Origin of the sequence: Geothrix oryzae, from assembly GCF_030295385.1 — a bacterium.
Lineage (GTDB): Bacteria > Acidobacteriota > Holophagae > Holophagales > Holophagaceae > Geothrix > Geothrix oryzae.
This window is the reverse complement of record NZ_AP027079.1, coordinates 124,271-138,919: the sequence shown is the minus strand read 5'-3', so window position 1 is coordinate 138,919 and position 14,649 is coordinate 124,271. Positions and strand designations below refer to the sequence as shown.

Genomic DNA, 14,649 nt, shown 5'->3' with positions numbered 1-14,649 from the left:
ATGAAGACCCCGATCCTTCTTCTCGCCGCGGCGCTGCCCCTGCTGGCCAGCCGCCCCTTGCAGGTGGACGACCTGTTCAAGGTCAAGCGCGTCACCGAACCCCAGCTGTCGGCCTCCGGCGACCTGGCCTACCAGGTGGGTACCGTGGACTTCGCGGCCAACAAGTCCGTGAGCCGCATCTGGTTCAAGCCCGCTGGCGGCGAGGCGAAGGAGCTGGAGCTCGGCTCGGGCAGCCAGAGCCGCCCCCGCTTCAGCCCTGACGGCAAGCGGCTGGCCTACCAGTCCGGCGGCCAGGTGTGGGTGGTGGACCTGGGCACGAAGGCCAAGCGTCAGGTCACGCAGCTGAGCGGCAGCGCCTCGGGCCAGGTCTGGAGTCCGGACGGCAAGTGGCTGGCCTTCCTCAGCACCACCGTTCCCAGCGGCGTCGATGCGGAGAATGCGGCCTACCTCAAGGCCAAGGAGGCCTCCAAGGTTTCCGGGCGCCTCTACACGACCCTGAGCTACCGGCACTGGAACGAGTGGAAGGATCCCCAGCAGGTGAGCCACCTCTTCGTGGTGCCCGCCGACGGCAGCGCCGCGCCCCGGGATCTCACGGCCGGCTTCACCACCGATGTGCCCAACTACGCCGATGTCTCCGCCGGTGACGGCTTCGCCTGGGCGCCGGACGGCAAGGCCTTGGCCTTTGAATCCGCCCCCGAGCAGACCAAGGCCACCAGCACCAACGGCGAAATCTACGAAGTGGCCTTCGCGGGCGGTCCCGCGAAGCTGCTGTCCGCCAACAAGGCCATGGACAACTCGCCCCGCTACTCGCCGGACGGCAAGTACCTGGCCTGGCGCGCCCAGCGCCGGCCCGGCTTCGAGGCCGACAAGTGGGAGCTCTGGGTCATGGACCGGGCCACCGGCCAGGTGGTCCGCACCACCCAGGCTTTCGACCAGAGCTTCGGCGACTACCAGTGGCAGGGCCAGGACCTCGTGGGGACCTCCGAACAACAGGGCCACACGGATCTCTTCCGCTGGGACGGCAAGGCCCTCCAGCGCCTCAGCACCGGCCTCCACATCGAGGGCTTCGCGTTGAGCCCGAGCGGCTCCGCCGCAGCCAAGGGCCAGGCCATCGTCGTCTCCACCAGCCTCACCACGCCCCAGGACCTCTACGCCCTGGACTTCAAGACCGGCAAGGCCGCGCGTGCCACGAAGCACAACGAGGCCCTGGCCAAGGACCTGAGCCTGAACCCCGGCGAAGAGCTGTGGATCGACACTGTGGCCGTGGACGGCAAGCCCGCCAGGACCCACGCCTTCGTGGTGAAGCCCGTGGGCTACGACCCCAACAAGACCTACCCGGTGGCCTTCGTCATCCACGGTGGCCCCCAGGGTGCCTGGGCCGACGCCTGGCATCCCCGGTGGAACGCCCAGGCCTGGGCCGGCCGCGGCTTCATCACGGTGCTGCCCAATCCCCGGGGATCCACGGGCTTCGGCCAGGCCTACACCGACGCCATCAGCGGCGACTGGAACGGCGCGGTCATGACCGACCTCATGAATACCCTGGATGCCGTGCTCAAGCAGTTCCCCAACGCCGATGCCAAGCGCGTGGTGGCCGCCGGCGGCAGCTACGGCGGCTACGCCGTGAACTGGATCTCCGGGCACTACCCCGAGCGCTTTGCCGCCTTCGTGACCCACGCCAGCATCTTCAACACCGAGTCCATGCAGCTGGGCACCGAAGAGCTCTGGTTCCCCCACTGGGAGTTCAAGGGCTGGCCCTGGGAGAGCGCCGAGACCAAGGCCCGCTGGCAGTCCCAGAGCCCCAGCAGCGCCATCGCGAAGATGACCAAGCCCATGCTCGTCATCCACGGCGAACTGGACTACCGCGTGCCCGTCACCGAGGCCTTCCAGCTCTACAACACCCTCCAGGTGCGGGGCGTCCCCAGCCAGCTGCTCTACTTCCCTGACGAGACCCACTTCGTCGCCAAGCCCCAGAACAGCAAGCTCTGGTATGAGACTGTCCTCGGCTGGTGCGAGCGCTGGACGAAGTAGATAAGGCCTGAGCAGCCCCAGAGAACGCAAAGGGCACAGAAGGGAACCTCTTCCTTTTGCGCCCTTTGCGTTCTTTGGGGCTAGCTGTTTTCTCTTCGTGGAATCACCCCGCCGCACACTCCGGGATCGGACAGCGCGCGCCATGGTTCGAGGACGAAGGGCCGGCTGAAGGCGCGGGGATGGGGCAGCTCCAGGTTCAGCTCGGGGCCCAGCACGCGCAGGTCCTCCGGCGTCGCCCAGGTCCAACTCCCCGGCGAGCCGTCCGTGGTGATGAGGTCCAGGTCCAGGGTGCGGGGCGCGTTCCGGCCGGCGCTGCGGTCCCGCCCCTCGCCCAGCTCCAGGCGCAACAGGGACTCCAGCAGGCGGCGAGGGTCCGTTTCCCCCGTCACCAGGACCGCCACGGTGTTGAGGTAGGCGGGCCCGCGACCGGACTCATCGGGCGTTTCCATCACCAGGGGCGAAGGCACCACCGGACCGAGCGTGCGCAGGGCGGCCAGCCCCGCCTCGAGGTGCGCCCGGCGGTCGCCGAGGTTCGAGCCGAGGGCGATGACGGCCTTCATGGGCGGCGCCTACTGCTTCTTCCCGTGTTCCGCCACGACGACGGTCCGGATGCCGCCGCGGATGAGGAAGTCGCCCTCGATGCGCATCCACTGGGGCTGAAGGGCCGTCACCAGGTCGTCGAGGATCTGGTTGGTCACCGCCTCGTGGAAGGCGCCCCGGTCGCGGAAGCTCCAGAGGTAAAGCTTGAGCGACTTGGATTCCACGCAGAGCTGGTCCGGCTGGTAGAGGATGCGCAGCTTCGCGAAGTCCGGCTGGCCCGTGAGCGGGCAGAGGCAGGTGAACTCCTCCGTCTCGAAAGTGATGGTGAAGGGCCGTCCCGGCCGGGGGCTCACGAAGGTATCGAGCTTGCCCGTGGGCCGCGTGACCACGAACTGAGGCAGCTGATCGGGGAGGGAGGCTTTGGGGGTCTTCTTGATGGCCATGGTCACACCTTCAGGGAATCGGGGATGAACGCGTACGGAATGGGATCTGGGAATCCCGCTTGCTGGAAGCCCCGCAGCCGCAGGTGGCACGAGTCGCAGTGGCCGCAGGCCTCCTGCTCGCTCTGGTAGCAGGACCAGGTGAGGTGCAGCGGCGCGCCGAGCTCCCGACCCTTCGCCACGATCTCGGCCTTGCGGAGGTGGAGGAGCGGCGCGTGGAAGGCCAGGTTCGTCTCGGGCTTCGTGCCCAGGTTGGCAGTCTGCTCGAAGCTGCGGAGGAAGGCCTCGCGGCAGTCGGGATAGCCGCTGCTGTCCTCCTCCACGAAGCCCACGAAGATGGCCGTGGCTCCGAGCACCTCGGCCCAGCTCACGCAGGTGGCCAGCAGGTGCGCGTTGCGGAAGGGCACATAGCTCACGGGCACGCCGGGCCGGTCCAGCTCCCCTTCGGGCAGGGCGATGGAGGCGTCTGTCAGGGCCGAGCCCCCGATGGCCTTCAGGGTGTCGAAGCCGATGATCAGGCGCCGCGAGGCGGGCACGCCGTAGAACTCGGCGATGTCGCGGAAGGCCTGCTTCTCCCGTTCCTGAGTACGCTGGCCGTAGTCGGCGTGGAGCAGGGCCAGCTCGAAGCCCTGGGCCTTCGCCATGGCGGCGGTCACGCAGGAGTCCATGCCGCCGGAGAGGGAGACCACGGCGAGTTCAGACATGGGAGATCCCTTCAGCCCAGGTTTCAAGAGCATCCATCTCCCGCTGAAGCCGGACAGCTTCAGCGGCATCATCGGCCTTCGGCGGAATCCGGTACGGCGTTCCGTACTTGATCACGCAGGTGGCGAACGGAAAGGGGATCACCATACGGTCCCAGGTCTTCAGCTGGAAGCTGTGGTCGAAGGCCAGGCTCACGGGCACGATCCAGGCGCCGGTCTTGCGGGCCAGGGCGAGGGTGCCGGGCTTCAGCGCCATGAGGGGGCCGCGGGGGCCGTCGGGCGTGATGCCGAAGTCCCAGCCCTGCTTCACGGCCTGGATCATCCGCACCAGGGCCTTGGCGCCGTCATCACTGGCGGTGCCACGCACCGCGTGGATGCCAAACCAGCGCCAGGTGGCCGCGCTGCGCTCGCCGTCCTTGCTGTCGCTCGACAGGATGGCCACGCCCCGCACCTCGCCGGCGGCGTTCCGGCGGCGGAAGGGATAGGCCAGGGGCATCATGAAGAGGCGCCGGTGCCAGAAGCTGAGGATGACGCGCTCATCCCGGGCCACGAGGTCCTCGACGGCCTCGAAGCCTTCCCGGCGCATCCGTAGGGTGTAGGACCAGAGCTTGGTCATCCCCGCCACCAGGAAGGGCACCGCGCGGAAGGCGAACCACACCGAGACCGGCGAGCCGAGAGGCCGCCCCCGGCCGGCGATGGCCACGCGAACGGCCATCAGGCCTCCCCTGCCTGCAGATCCTCGCGGGTGATGGGGTAGAGGGTGCCGCAGTAGTCGCAGCGGACCTCGAGGGGACCGGGCTCCTTGAAGAGGTCCGCCTTCTGATCGGCGGGGAAGCGGCGCAGGGTCTCCAGCAGGGCCTCCCGGGTGCAGCGGCAGCGGTAGAAGAGATCCGAGGAGGCCAGTTCCTCGACGCCCTCGCCCTGGGAGACCCAGGAGGCCAGGAAACCCGGCGTGCGCTCCCAGAAGGGCACCACTTCCAGGCCTTCGATGGCCTGGACCAGCCGGGCCAGGCGGGCGGGTGGGCAGTCCGGCAGCGGTTCCACCAGCATCCCCCCGGCCTCGCCCGTGCCCGGGTCGCACCAGAGGGTGAGGCTGGCCTGGATCTGCTCCGACTGCTGGAGGTAGTGCTCCACCTGGACCTGGATCCCGCCCTCGACCAGGGGCAGGTGCCCCACATAGGGCTGGCCCGAGGCGTTGGAACGCATGACCTGGAACACGCCGGGTCCGGCGATCCACGACGGGGCTTCGAGCTTCCCCAGATCGAGTACGCCCCGGATGGTGCCGTCGGGCCAGCAGTCCGTCACCACGGCCTTGGCGCGGCCCGAGCCCTTCACCAGGAGCTGCAGGCGCTCGGCGAAAAGGGTCCGCCCCTGCAGCAGGGCCGTGGCCGAGAGCAGCTCGGTCAGGCAGGCACAGGCCTCCGGATCCAGGTGGGGATGGGCGCGCCGCACGCCATCCCACAGGGGGCTGGCATCCAGCGAGGACAGGCGGACCTGATGGTCCCGCGTGAGGGCCCTGGTGACCTGGGCCTGAGGGCGATCCGCCATGCTCAATCCCATCCGATCTGCCGGCCCTTGTTCTGCTGCTCCAGCCAGGCCATCAGTGGCTTGAAGTAGTCCATCATGGCCCGGGTGGACAGGTCCTCGCCGGTGGCCTCCTTCAGGACTTTCCGCCAGTCCTCCGTGGCGCCCTTGGCCAGGATCTTCTTCAGGAAGGCGCCGACCTCCTTGTTCCCGGCGTAGTTGCAGGCGCGGGGATCCTGGCGGAGGATCTTCCGCGCGATGTGGTCGTGCATCTGGAACTTGAAGACCGTGGCCCAGCCATAGCTGTAGTAGTAGGCCGGATTGTCGTTGATGTGGGTCTTGGTGGCGGCGTCGCAGAACTGCTCGCCGCGGGGCGCGGGCGGCTCGACGCCCTGGAGCTCGCGCACCTGCTTCCACCACTTGGCGTTCATCTGGTCCGCGGGCATGCCCCCGTAGAACTCGGCCTCCCACTCGGGCATGGTGCCGCAGGCCCAGTACATGAAGGGGATGGCCACCTCGAGCGCATCGTTCAGCAGCACCTGCATCTGGTCGACCTTGTAGTCGGCCGGCAGCACGCCCGCACCCTTGAGGTAGGGGATCTGCCGTGTGGCCATGGCGATGAGTTCGCCCACGCCTTCGTGGAAGCTCGGGTTGGCCCCGTCACGCAGAAGGGGGGGCACATTCGGGTTGGTGTAGCTCATGAAGTAGTAGCCGTGGCCCAGCTCGTGGTGCACCGTCTCGAACCACTGGGCGTTGGGCTCCACGCTCATGAGCGAGCGGATGTCCTTGTCCAGGTCCAGGTGCCAGCAGGAGGCGTGGCTGTTCTTCTTGCGGGGATCGCCGGCCTTCACGGGGTAGAGGTCGGACTTGACCCAGAAGCTGGCGGGCAGCGCGTCGAAACCCAGCCCCGTGTAGAAGGCCTCGGCGGTCTTCACGATGCGCTCGGGCTGCCAGCCCTTGAAGTAGGGATCGAAGTCCACGGCGCTGACGAAGCCGGTCCAGTTCTGGCTCCAGCGGTTGTTGATCCAGTGGGCGGGGATGGCCTTGGGCACGGGCTGGCCGTACTTCTTCGCCATCTCGTACTTCACCCAGGTGTGCAGCTGGAGGTAGAGGGGCTTCAGCTCGGCCAGGAACTTCCGGTTGAAGGCCGCCATCTCATCCTTGGTCAGGCCGTAGCGGGCCACCTGCAGGGCGAAGTAGTCGGAGTAGCCCAGCTCCCTGGCCACGCCATTGCGGAGATCCCGCAGGCGAACCAGGCCGTCCTTGAGGGGAAGGCCGATCTCCTTGCTGGCCTCCCACCACAGCCGGCGTTCCGCCAGGTCGCGGCTGGAGGAGAGCTTGTTGTCGATGTCGTTGGCGGTCACGGGCTTCCCGGCCACCTTGAACTGGAACCCGTTCATGAGCGAGACCTGTTTCGTCTCGGCTTCGATGCGGTCGGCCACCAGCTTGGGCTGGGTCATGGGGCCCTCGGCACCGTAGGGCATGAGCAGCACGCGCTCCAGCTGCCGCACGGTCTTCTCGTCGAGCTGGGCGCGGTGCTTCAGGAGCTCCTTGGCCTCGGTGATGACGAGGGGATTGCCGTTGAACGCGGCGAAGGCCTTGCCCGCCCACTCGGCGGCGGCATCGTGTTCGGGCTTCACATCCGTGGCCGCCGCCCAGGTGGCCTCGGAATTGACATAGTAGAGCGCCTGGTAGCCCGCATTCACGAGCTTCAGGAAGCGGTCCGCACGGTCCTGCACGGGAGCGGTCATCTGGGCCACCAGGGGAATGCCGAACACCAGGCTGGGGATCAGAGCTGGAAGGATGCGCATGGGGGCTCCAGGGAACCCTCTATTGTGCCTTCGGCCGACGGGATCGTCAGCAGGGGATCAGGATGGTGAAGTTCGACCCGAAGCCCAGCTGGCTCTGTGCCCGGATCTGGCCCCGGTGGGCGGCCACCAGACGCTGGACGATGGCGAGGCCGAGTCCCACGCCCCTGGCGGCGTCGCTGCGCTCGGCCTGGCGGAAGGGATCGAAGATGAAGGGCAGGTCCCCCGCCGGAATGCCCCGGCCCGTGTCGATCACCGACATCCTCAGGAAGCGCATGCCGGCCTCCACGCCGGATCCGAACTCAACGCCCGCCTCCACCCGCACCGCCCCGGCCCGGGGCGTGAACTTGAAGGCATTGTCCACCAGGTTGACCAGCGCGCGGTCCAGCTTCAGGCGGTCTCCCTGGATCACGGGCAGGCCCTCGGGAACGGCCGCCTGGAACTCCACCCCGGTGGCGGCGGCGCGCAGGTTGTACGGGGCCAGCAGGGCCGACAACCAGGAAGTCGCGTCGATCTCCGAGAACTCCATGGGGAGCTGGCCGCTCTCGCTGCGGTAGATCTCCAGCATCTCGTCGAGCAGCGTCTTGATCCGGGTGCAGGATTCCTCCGCCTTCTCGATGGCCTCCTCGCGAACGGTCCCGCCGTTCTTCATTTTTTCCAGGACGAGCCCCAGCACCGTGAGCGGCGAGCGGAGGTCGTGCACGAGCATGGATGTGAAGTTGGTCTTGAGGGTGTTCACCTCCTTCAGCTTGAGGTTGGCGTCCACCAGGTTCTGGTTCTGGATCTCCAGCTCGCGCTGCAGGCGGCCGAGGTTCACCTGGTGCTCCACCCGCACCAGCACCTCCTCGGCGCTGAAGGGCTTGGTGACATAGTCCCGCCCGCCCACATGGAAGGCCTTGACCTTGTCCAGCGGGTCATCGAGGGCGCTGATGAAGATGATGGGGATCCGCTGGAGCGCGGGTTCCGCCTTGAAGGCCTGGCAGGCCTGGTAGCCATCCATGCCGGGCATGTTCACATCCAGCATGACCAGCTCCGGCGGGTGGCGGCGGGCCGCCTCGAGGGCCATGGCCCCGGAGGGGACGGCGCGCACCCGGTAATTCCGCTCCCGCAGGACGGCACTCAGCAGGTCGAGATTGTCGGGGTTGTCGTCGACGATGAGAATGTCGCCCTGGGGAACCAGCATGGTCATCTCCCTCTTCATCCGTTCAGTGCGTCGAGCAGTTCCTGGAGCTTGTAGGCCTTGAGCAGCTGGCGCAGACCCTCGGCGACGGGATTGGCCCCCAACTGGCCCACCAGGGCCAGGGCGGCCTCGGTGTCTCCGATCAACACCGCTTCCTTCAGATCGGCGCGCCAGGTCGCAGACTGAAGATGCAGGCTGTCCAGCAGGGCAGCCTGGGAGGGGAGCCCGGCCTCGGGTTCCCGGGTCAGGAAACGGAGACCGAGCAGGCGGCCTGCCAATTCGAAGAGCTGGGACTCGCGGAAGGGCTTGCCCATGAAGTCGTCGAACCCCGACTTGCGCAGGGTCTCGCGATCCAGGTCGATGACGCTGGCGGAGATCGCCACGACGAAGGTGTGGGGCAGGTTCTGCTCCAGCTCCTTCCCCCGGATCACCTGGAGCGCCTCGAAGCCGCTCATGCGGGGCATGCGGAGGTCCATCCAGAGGAGCTCCGGCCGGTGGCGCTCCCAGAGTTCCACCGCCTCGGCACCGTCGGCCGCGCTGTAGACCTGGAACCCCACGGAGCCGAGCAGCCGCGCCAGCAGATCCCGGTTCTCCAGCCGGTCGTCCACCACCATCATCGAGACCTTCCGCTGGCCTGGCTCCAGGCCGACGACCTGCCCGCGGTCCTCCAGCTCCAGGGGCGGCTCCCCCTCGGGGAGGGGCAGGCTGAAGGTGAAGCGGCTGCCCTGCCCCACGCGGCTTTCCAGGGCGATCTCGCCGCCCATGAGGTGCACCAGGGACCGGCTGATGTGCAGGCCGAGCCCCGTGCCCTCGGCGTTCCCGGCCTGGCTCCCCGCCTGGAAGAAGGGCTGGAACAGCTGACGCTGATCCTCCTCGCTGATCCCCGCGCCGGTGTCCGCCACGCTGAAGGTGGCCCGGCCCGCCGCGTAGCGGGCGCTCAGGGTGACCGTTCCCTTCGCCGTGAACTTCACCGCATTCCCCACCAGGTTCACCAGGACCTGGCGCAGCTTGGCCTCGTCGCCCTCCAGGTAGGCCGGGAGCGAGGGATCCGCCTCCAGCTTCAGCTCGAGTCCCTTGGCCTCGGCCCGGATCCGCTGCAGGTCCACCACGCTCTCCACCAGGGCGAGGGTCCGGAAGGAACCCAGGCGCAGCTCCAGGCCCCCGGATTCGATCTTGCTGAGGGACAGCACATCGTTGATCAGGGACAGCAGGTGCTCGCCGGCCGACAGGATGCGCCCGAGCTGGTCGCGGTCCTCGGGGCCGCGCTCCGTCCGACGATTCATCAGCTGGGCGTAACCGAGGATGGCGTTCAGGGGGGTGCGGAGCTCGTGGCTCATGTTCGACAGGAAGGCGCTCTTGGCGTGGTTCGCCGCCTGGGCGCGGGCTTCGCTGGCCCGGAGCTCGGCCTCCAGGACTTTGCGTTCCGTCAGATCGGAGCCGATGCTCAGGAATCCCACCCGCTCGCCCTGGGCCCCGCTGATGGTCGAAAGGGCCACCAGCATGGGCACGCGCCGCCCATCCCGGGTCAGGAAGGTCCACTCCCGCTGGTCGGGCCCCGCCTCCGTGAGCAGCCGGATCACTTCGGATTCCGAGGTCACCGGATGGCCCACCTGCCTGGAGAGCACCTGGGCGCAGGCCTCCATCTCCCCCGGATCGACCCAGGGGGAGCCCGTCTGGCCGACCATGTCCTCGGCCCGGAAGCCCAGGAGCTTCTCCGCGTAGGGATTGAAGCGCCGCACGGTGCCATCATTGTCGCGGGCGATGATGGCCACCTGGGCGCTGTGAAGCACCGCCCGTTCGCTGGCTTCACGCTCCGCCAGGGCGTGGATGGTGTCCCTCAGCCGCGCGATCATGCGGTTCAGGTCCCGCCCCATGTCCGCCAGTTCGTCCCGGCCGCCGATGTGGACCCGGACCTCCAGGTCGCCCTCCGCGGCGCGGCGCACCTGCTCCACCATCCGCCGGATGCTGCCGGACAGGTCGTGGGCGATCCGATAGCCCAGCACCAGAGCTGCGACCAGCCCCCCGAGGATGGTGATGTACGACCAGGTCCGGGTCCGCCAGGCCCGCTCCGACATGGCCTCCACGCTGCGCTGGGCGGCATCCTCCTGAACCTGGACGAGGCCGGAGATGAGGCTCGTGAGGGGCAGGATCTGCGGCAGCAGGTCGTCGTCCACAAAGCGCCCGAGGGCCGGCAACCGGGCTTCTGCCAGGAGCTGTTCCAGCGAATCCAGATCCTTCATCAGGTAGGTGGAGAGGGCATCCACGCGGGCCAGCGCTTCCGGGTTCGACTGGTCCCGGGCGGTGGCCTTGAACGCGGCCCACTGCTCCCCGGCCTCCCTCCGCGCCGCCCGCACCTGGGCCAGGCCTTCGGCGGGTTCCAGAGTCCCGCCCCGCACCTGGCGGGCCGCGAAGAGGATGCGGATGCTGTAGGCGTCCGACACGATCTTCAGCTGGCGCACCGGAACCATGCGCTTCTCGAAGATCCGGAGGGCCTGGTTCTCCTCGTCATGCAGCACGCCGAGCTGGATCAGGGCGAGCCCCGCCAGGATCCCCGCGACAATGCTGTAGCCGAGCCAGAGCTTGGCGGCGATCCGGATTCGACTCAGGAAGGAGACCATGGGCACATCCAGGGGTGGGTCCGGCTGATGGCGTGGTTCGCCTTGCAGCATGACGGAAATCCCGAATCCGCGATCCGGTTTCCTGCGCGATCCGTGGATTCACGGATGGCCCTCCGGGGGGGATCATGGGGGCGCGCCGTCCCCCGGAGACCCCATGCCCAAGCCCGCCCCTTCCCTCGATCTCCGCGTCCGGTTCTACCTGGGCGGCGAGATCGCCCTGGGCCCTGGGAAGGCGCACCTGCTGGAGGCCATTCAGGAGACGGGCTCCATCGCCGCGGCGGGCCGCCTGATGGGCATGAGCTACCGCCGGGCCTGGCTGCTGGTGGACACCATGAACCGCTGCTTCCGGGAGGCCCTGGTCGCCACCGAGAAGGGCGGGGCGACCCGGGGCGGGGCCACGCTCACGCCGCTGGGGATCAAGGTCCTGGCGCGCTACCGCAGCCTGGAGGCCAAGGCTGCCCGGGCTGCCGCGGCGGACCTGAAGGCACTGACCGCCCTGCTGTCGGGGCAGGCCGGCCCGAGGCAGCCCGGCCTTTGACCCGGGGCTTTCGGGTCCGATATATTCATCGGGATATAGCGGACCCCCGGAAGGTCTCATGCCCCTTGCCCGATCCCCCCTGCTGCGCTGCCTCCTCCTCGCCCTGTCCCTGGCCACCGCCGGGCGGGCGGGCGATCTGGTGGTCTCCGCCGCCGCGAGCCTCACCGATGCCTTCCAGGAGCTGGGGCGGCGCCACGAGGCCCGGCATCCGGGCACCCGGGTCGTGCTCAACACCGGCGGCTCGGACAAGCTGCTGCAGCAGATTCTTGCCGGGGCTCCCGTGGATGTGTTCGCGTCTGCCGATCAGGCCGCCATGGACCGGGCCGTGGCCCAGGGGGCCGTGAACGCGGCTTCCCGCGCGACCTTTGCGGGGAACGCGCTGGTGATGATCGTCCCCCTCGGGGCGCAGAGCCCCGCCACCCCGGCAGAGCTGCTCCGGCCTCAGGTCCGCCGTGTGGCCATCGCCAACCCGGCCAGCGTGCCTGCGGGCCGCTATGCCCGGGAGGCCCTGGAAGCCCTGGGGCTGTGGCGGGCCGTCGAGGCCAAGGCCGTCTTCGGCCAGAGCGTCCGCCAGTGCCTGGACTACGCGGCCCGGGGCGAAGTGGATGCCGCCTTCGTCTACGCCACGGATGCCGCCATCCAGACTCGCAAGGTGCGGGTGGTCGCCACCGTGCCCACCCGCACCCCCATCACCTATCCCCTCGCCGTCGCGACGGGGACCCGCCAGGCCGAGGCCGCCCGCGCCTTCGTGGCCCTCGTGCTCTCGCCGGAAGGCCGGGCGGTCCTCGCCCGCTTCGGCTTCACCGCCCCCTGATGGATCGGGCCCTGATGGACCAGGCATGGATCCCCCTGCTGTTGTCCCTCAAGGTGGCGGGACTGGCCACGCTGCTGGTGCTGCTGGCGGGGACGGCCCTGGGCTTCCTCCTGGCCCGCCGTCCCTTCCCCGGACGGGAGGTGCTGGACGCCCTCTGCACGCTGCCCATGGTGCTGCCGCCCACGGTGCTCGGCTACTACCTCCTGGTGTTGCTCGGACGACGCGGGGCCCTGGGCGGATTCCTCGACCGCACCTTCGGGATCCAGCTCATCTTCACCTGGCAGGGCGCCGTGATCGCGGCCTCCATCGTCTCCTTCCCCCTGGCCCTCAAGGCCGCCCGCGCGGCCTTCGAGCAGGTGGATCCCCAGTACGAGCGGGCGGCCCGCACCCTGGGCGTGTCTGACCTGGGCGTGTTCTTCCGCGTCACCCTGCCCCTGGCCTGGCGCGGCATCCTGGCGGGCACCCTCCTGGCCTTCGCCCGGGCCCTCGGCGAATTCGGCGCCACCCTCATGGTGGCGGGCAGCATCCCCGGCCGCACACAGACGCTGTCCGTGGCGGTCTACGAGGCCGTACAGGCGGGCCAGGACGGCCTGGCGACCACGCTGGTGATCGTGACCTCCACCACCTGCCTGCTGGTCCTCCTCGTCGCGGCGCGGCTGCTCCGCGGCCACGATGCCCGCAGCGCGGGCCGGGAGCCCTGGCCATGAAGCTGCGCGTGGACATCCGCGGCACCCTGCGGGGTCGGGAGCGGCCCTTCCACCTGGAAGTGGCCTTCGCCACCTCAGCCCGGTCGCTGGTGCTGTCGGGCCCCTCAGGCGCCGGGAAGAGCCTCACCCTCCGGGCCGTCGCGGGCCTCCTGCGCCCGGAGGCCGGGTGCATCCAGCTGGGCGAGCGCACCTTCTTCGACAGCGCCACGGGGTTGCACCTCCCGCCCCAGGCCCGCGAAGTGGGCCACCTCTTCCAGGACTACGCGCTGTTTCCGCACCTCACGGCCGCCGAGAATGTGGCCTTCAGCTTCTCACGCACCTGGCGCCGCCCTTCCCGCGCCGCTCTGGCGCAGGCCCTGCCCTGGCTCGACCGCCTGGGTCTCGGGGGCTTCGCCGCGGCCCACCCGGGCCAGCTCTCCGGCGGCCAGCGCCAGCGCGTGGCCTTGGCCCGCGCCCTGGCTGCGAAGCCCCGCCTGCTGCTGCTGGACGAGCCCTTCTCCGCCCTCGACCACCGCATGCGGGACCGCCTGCGCCTCGAGCTGAAGGACCTGGCCGCCCAGGAGAACCTACCCCTGGTGGTGGTGAGCCACGATCCCGGCGACGCCGAGGCCTTCGGCGAGCACCTCGTCGAGCTTGAAGAGGGCCGCGTGGTCTCGGAGGAGACCTACCGGGCGTAGCGGACGGGTTCCGGCTCGCCCTTTTCCACGCGGGCCAGGATGCCCTCCAGCCGCTTGCGGTAGTCGGGATCCTTCTCCTTCTCGAGGATGCCGCGGAGGATGGCCCCATGGGCCGCCTTCAGCGCCTCCGCGGCGGGCACGGCCAGGTCCGGTTTCACCCCCACATGCTCCCAGTTGGTGCCGGTGACGGGATTGATGGCGCGGCCCGTGGGGATGAAGGCATTGAAGCCGTGGCCCAGGAGCACCGCCCCACCGGGGTTGGCGCCGCCGCCCGTGGTTTCGCCCACCAGGGTCGCGCGCTTCTGGGTCTGGAAGTCGTAGGCGCATTCCTCGCCGCCGGAGAAGGTGCGGGCCGAGGTGAGGACATAGACGGGCTTCCCGTAGCGCGGAGCGACGGTCGCCGTCGTCCAGTACTGGCGCGTCGTGTTCTTCGGCCGGTTGTAGATGGAGTTGAGGTGCCGCGTGTCGCCCTCCTCGAAGAAGTGGCTCACGAGGTAGGCCACGCTCTCGGGATCGCCGCCCCCGTTCTGGCGCAGGTCGAGGATGAGGGCCTCGGTGCCCGATAGGAGCGAGAGGGCCGCGGAGAAGGCCGGTCCCACGAATTCCGTGGGGCCGAAGCCCCGGATGTCCAGGTAGCCCACATTGCCCGGCAGCTGCTCCACCTTGGCGATGCCGAAGCCCCGCCGCTGGGAGAACTGCCGCATCTGCGCCACCTCGTCGCGCGTGGGCGGCTTGTCGTCGTCGTCGCTCGCGGGCTTGAAGGCCGGATCGAAGCGCACCCGGAAGTGGCCGTCCCGGCCCACCTCCCGAAGGTCCCTGGAGAGGGCCTCGGCGAAGGCCTGGGCCGTGGCCGCCCCATCGTAGGCACCCTGGGCCGCCCTGGCCTTCAGCGCGGCGCCGGTCTGCTCGGCGACTTCGGGGAAGACATAGCGGGCCTTCAGTTCCCTGGCGAGGGTCTCCACCACGGCCTTCCGCTGGTCGGCCGTGACCGGGGGCGCGGCGGGGGCGGCGGCCTCCTGGGCGGCGAGGGTCAGGACCAGAGCGGGCAGGACGAACAGAGCGCGACGCATGGAG

The 14,649-nt window shown here is 69.3% G+C and carries 14 protein-coding genes; 5 read left to right on the top strand and 9 right to left on the bottom strand.

Going from position 1 to position 14,649, the window contains the following annotated elements; all coding sequences use genetic code 11:
* Complete coding sequence (locus tag QUD34_RS00615; protein WP_286354647.1) at positions 1-2,028, top strand: dipeptidyl-peptidase 5; 2,028 nt, start codon at positions 1-3, stop codon at positions 2,026-2,028.
* An 80-nt stretch (positions 2,029-2,108) separates the two neighbouring features.
* On the opposite strand, the gene folK is transcribed toward QUD34_RS00615, so the two are convergent.
* From folK to QUD34_RS00575, 8 genes are read right to left on the bottom strand one after another with little or no spacing between them, the layout of a single operon-like run.
* On the bottom strand, positions 2,109-2,588 hold the full coding sequence (gene folK / locus QUD34_RS00610) for a 2-amino-4-hydroxy-6-hydroxymethyldihydropteridine diphosphokinase (RefSeq protein ID WP_286354646.1): 480 nt from the start codon (positions 2,586-2,588) through the stop codon (positions 2,109-2,111).
* 9 nt (positions 2,589-2,597) lie between these two features.
* Positions 2,598-2,957, bottom strand: coding sequence for a preQ(1) synthase (gene queF, locus QUD34_RS00605; RefSeq protein ID WP_375380005.1), 360 nt, complete (start codon positions 2,955-2,957; stop codon positions 2,598-2,600).
* Positions 2,958-3,013: 56 nt separating this feature from the next.
* Entirely contained in the window at positions 3,014-3,712 is a 699-nt protein-coding gene (queC, locus tag QUD34_RS00600) for a 7-cyano-7-deazaguanine synthase QueC (protein WP_286354644.1), read from the bottom strand.
* Entirely contained in the window at positions 3,705-4,424 is a 720-nt protein-coding gene (locus tag QUD34_RS00595; RefSeq protein WP_286354643.1) for a lysophospholipid acyltransferase family protein, read from the bottom strand. The genes queC and QUD34_RS00595 overlap by 8 nt, the downstream gene beginning before the upstream one ends.
* A complete protein-coding gene (locus tag QUD34_RS00590; RefSeq protein ID WP_286354642.1) occupies positions 4,424-5,257 on the bottom strand; it encodes an Hsp33 family molecular chaperone HslO in 834 nt (277 codons plus the stop codon). Before QUD34_RS00590 ends, QUD34_RS00595 begins: the two co-directional genes overlap by 1 nt.
* A gap of 2 nt (positions 5,258-5,259) precedes the next feature.
* Entirely contained in the window at positions 5,260-7,044 is a 1,785-nt protein-coding gene (locus QUD34_RS00585) for a M2 family metallopeptidase (protein WP_286354641.1), read from the bottom strand.
* A gap of 46 nt (positions 7,045-7,090) precedes the next feature.
* Entirely contained in the window at positions 7,091-8,224 is a 1,134-nt protein-coding gene (locus QUD34_RS00580; RefSeq protein ID WP_286354640.1) for a hybrid sensor histidine kinase/response regulator, read from the bottom strand.
* 14 nt (positions 8,225-8,238) lie between these two features.
* The gene (locus QUD34_RS00575) at positions 8,239-10,890 is read right to left on the bottom strand and encodes an ATP-binding protein (RefSeq protein ID WP_286354639.1); all 2,652 of its coding nucleotides are present in this window, start codon (positions 10,888-10,890) and stop codon (positions 8,239-8,241) included.
* Positions 10,891-10,993: 103 nt separating this feature from the next.
* On the opposite strand from QUD34_RS00575, the gene QUD34_RS00570 reads away from it, so the two are divergent.
* From QUD34_RS00570 to QUD34_RS00555, 4 genes are read left to right on the top strand one after another with little or no spacing between them, the layout of a single operon-like run.
* Positions 10,994-11,377: a winged helix-turn-helix domain-containing protein gene (locus QUD34_RS00570; protein WP_286354638.1), complete on the top strand. Its 384-nt coding sequence runs from the start codon at positions 10,994-10,996 to the stop codon at positions 11,375-11,377.
* A gap of 58 nt (positions 11,378-11,435) precedes the next feature.
* A complete protein-coding gene (modA, locus tag QUD34_RS00565; RefSeq protein WP_286354637.1) occupies positions 11,436-12,191 on the top strand; it encodes a molybdate ABC transporter substrate-binding protein in 756 nt (251 codons plus the stop codon).
* A 14-nt stretch (positions 12,192-12,205) separates the two neighbouring features.
* Positions 12,206-12,898: a molybdate ABC transporter permease subunit gene (gene modB, locus QUD34_RS00560; protein ID WP_286354636.1), complete on the top strand. Its 693-nt coding sequence runs from the start codon at positions 12,206-12,208 to the stop codon at positions 12,896-12,898.
* Positions 12,895-13,575, top strand: coding sequence for an ATP-binding cassette domain-containing protein (locus QUD34_RS00555; protein ID WP_375379991.1), 681 nt, complete (start codon positions 12,895-12,897; stop codon positions 13,573-13,575). The genes modB and QUD34_RS00555 overlap by 4 nt, the downstream gene beginning before the upstream one ends.
* Here the strand turns inward: QUD34_RS00555 and QUD34_RS00550 are convergent.
* Complete coding sequence (locus QUD34_RS00550) at positions 13,563-14,645, bottom strand: S41 family peptidase (RefSeq protein WP_286354635.1); 1,083 nt, start codon at positions 14,643-14,645, stop codon at positions 13,563-13,565. The genes QUD34_RS00555 and QUD34_RS00550 overlap by 13 nt on opposite strands.
* Between the last annotated feature and the right edge of the window lie 4 nt (positions 14,646-14,649).

Excerpts from the sequence above, each read along its gene's own strand:
- QUD34_RS00615 (WP_286354647.1), top strand. The coding sequence starts at position 1 with ATGAAGACCCCGATCCTTCTTCTCGCCGCGGCGCTGCCCCTGCTGGCC.
- folK (WP_286354646.1), bottom strand. The coding sequence starts at position 2,588 with ATGAAGGCCGTCATCGCCCTCGGCTCGAACCTCGGCGACCGCCGGGCG.
- queC (WP_286354644.1), bottom strand. The coding sequence starts at position 3,712 with ATGTCTGAACTCGCCGTGGTCTCCCTCTCCGGCGGCATGGACTCCTGC.
- QUD34_RS00595 (WP_286354643.1), bottom strand. The coding sequence starts at position 4,424 with ATGGCCGTTCGCGTGGCCATCGCCGGCCGGGGGCGGCCTCTCGGCTCG.
- QUD34_RS00590 (WP_286354642.1), bottom strand. The coding sequence starts at position 5,257 with ATGGCGGATCGCCCTCAGGCCCAGGTCACCAGGGCCCTCACGCGGGAC.
- QUD34_RS00585 (WP_286354641.1), bottom strand. The coding sequence starts at position 7,044 with ATGCGCATCCTTCCAGCTCTGATCCCCAGCCTGGTGTTCGGCATTCCC.
- QUD34_RS00580 (WP_286354640.1), bottom strand. The coding sequence starts at position 8,224 with ATGCTGGTTCCCCAGGGCGACATTCTCATCGTCGACGACAACCCCGAC.
- QUD34_RS00575 (WP_286354639.1), bottom strand. The coding sequence starts at position 10,890 with ATGCTGCAAGGCGAACCACGCCATCAGCCGGACCCACCCCTGGATGTG.
- QUD34_RS00570 (WP_286354638.1), top strand. The coding sequence starts at position 10,994 with ATGCCCAAGCCCGCCCCTTCCCTCGATCTCCGCGTCCGGTTCTACCTG.
- modA (WP_286354637.1), top strand. The coding sequence starts at position 11,436 with ATGCCCCTTGCCCGATCCCCCCTGCTGCGCTGCCTCCTCCTCGCCCTG.
- modB (WP_286354636.1), top strand. The coding sequence starts at position 12,206 with ATGGACCAGGCATGGATCCCCCTGCTGTTGTCCCTCAAGGTGGCGGGA.
- QUD34_RS00555 (WP_375379991.1), top strand. The coding sequence starts at position 12,895 with ATGAAGCTGCGCGTGGACATCCGCGGCACCCTGCGGGGTCGGGAGCGG.
- QUD34_RS00550 (WP_286354635.1), bottom strand. The coding sequence starts at position 14,645 with ATGCGTCGCGCTCTGTTCGTCCTGCCCGCTCTGGTCCTGACCCTCGCC.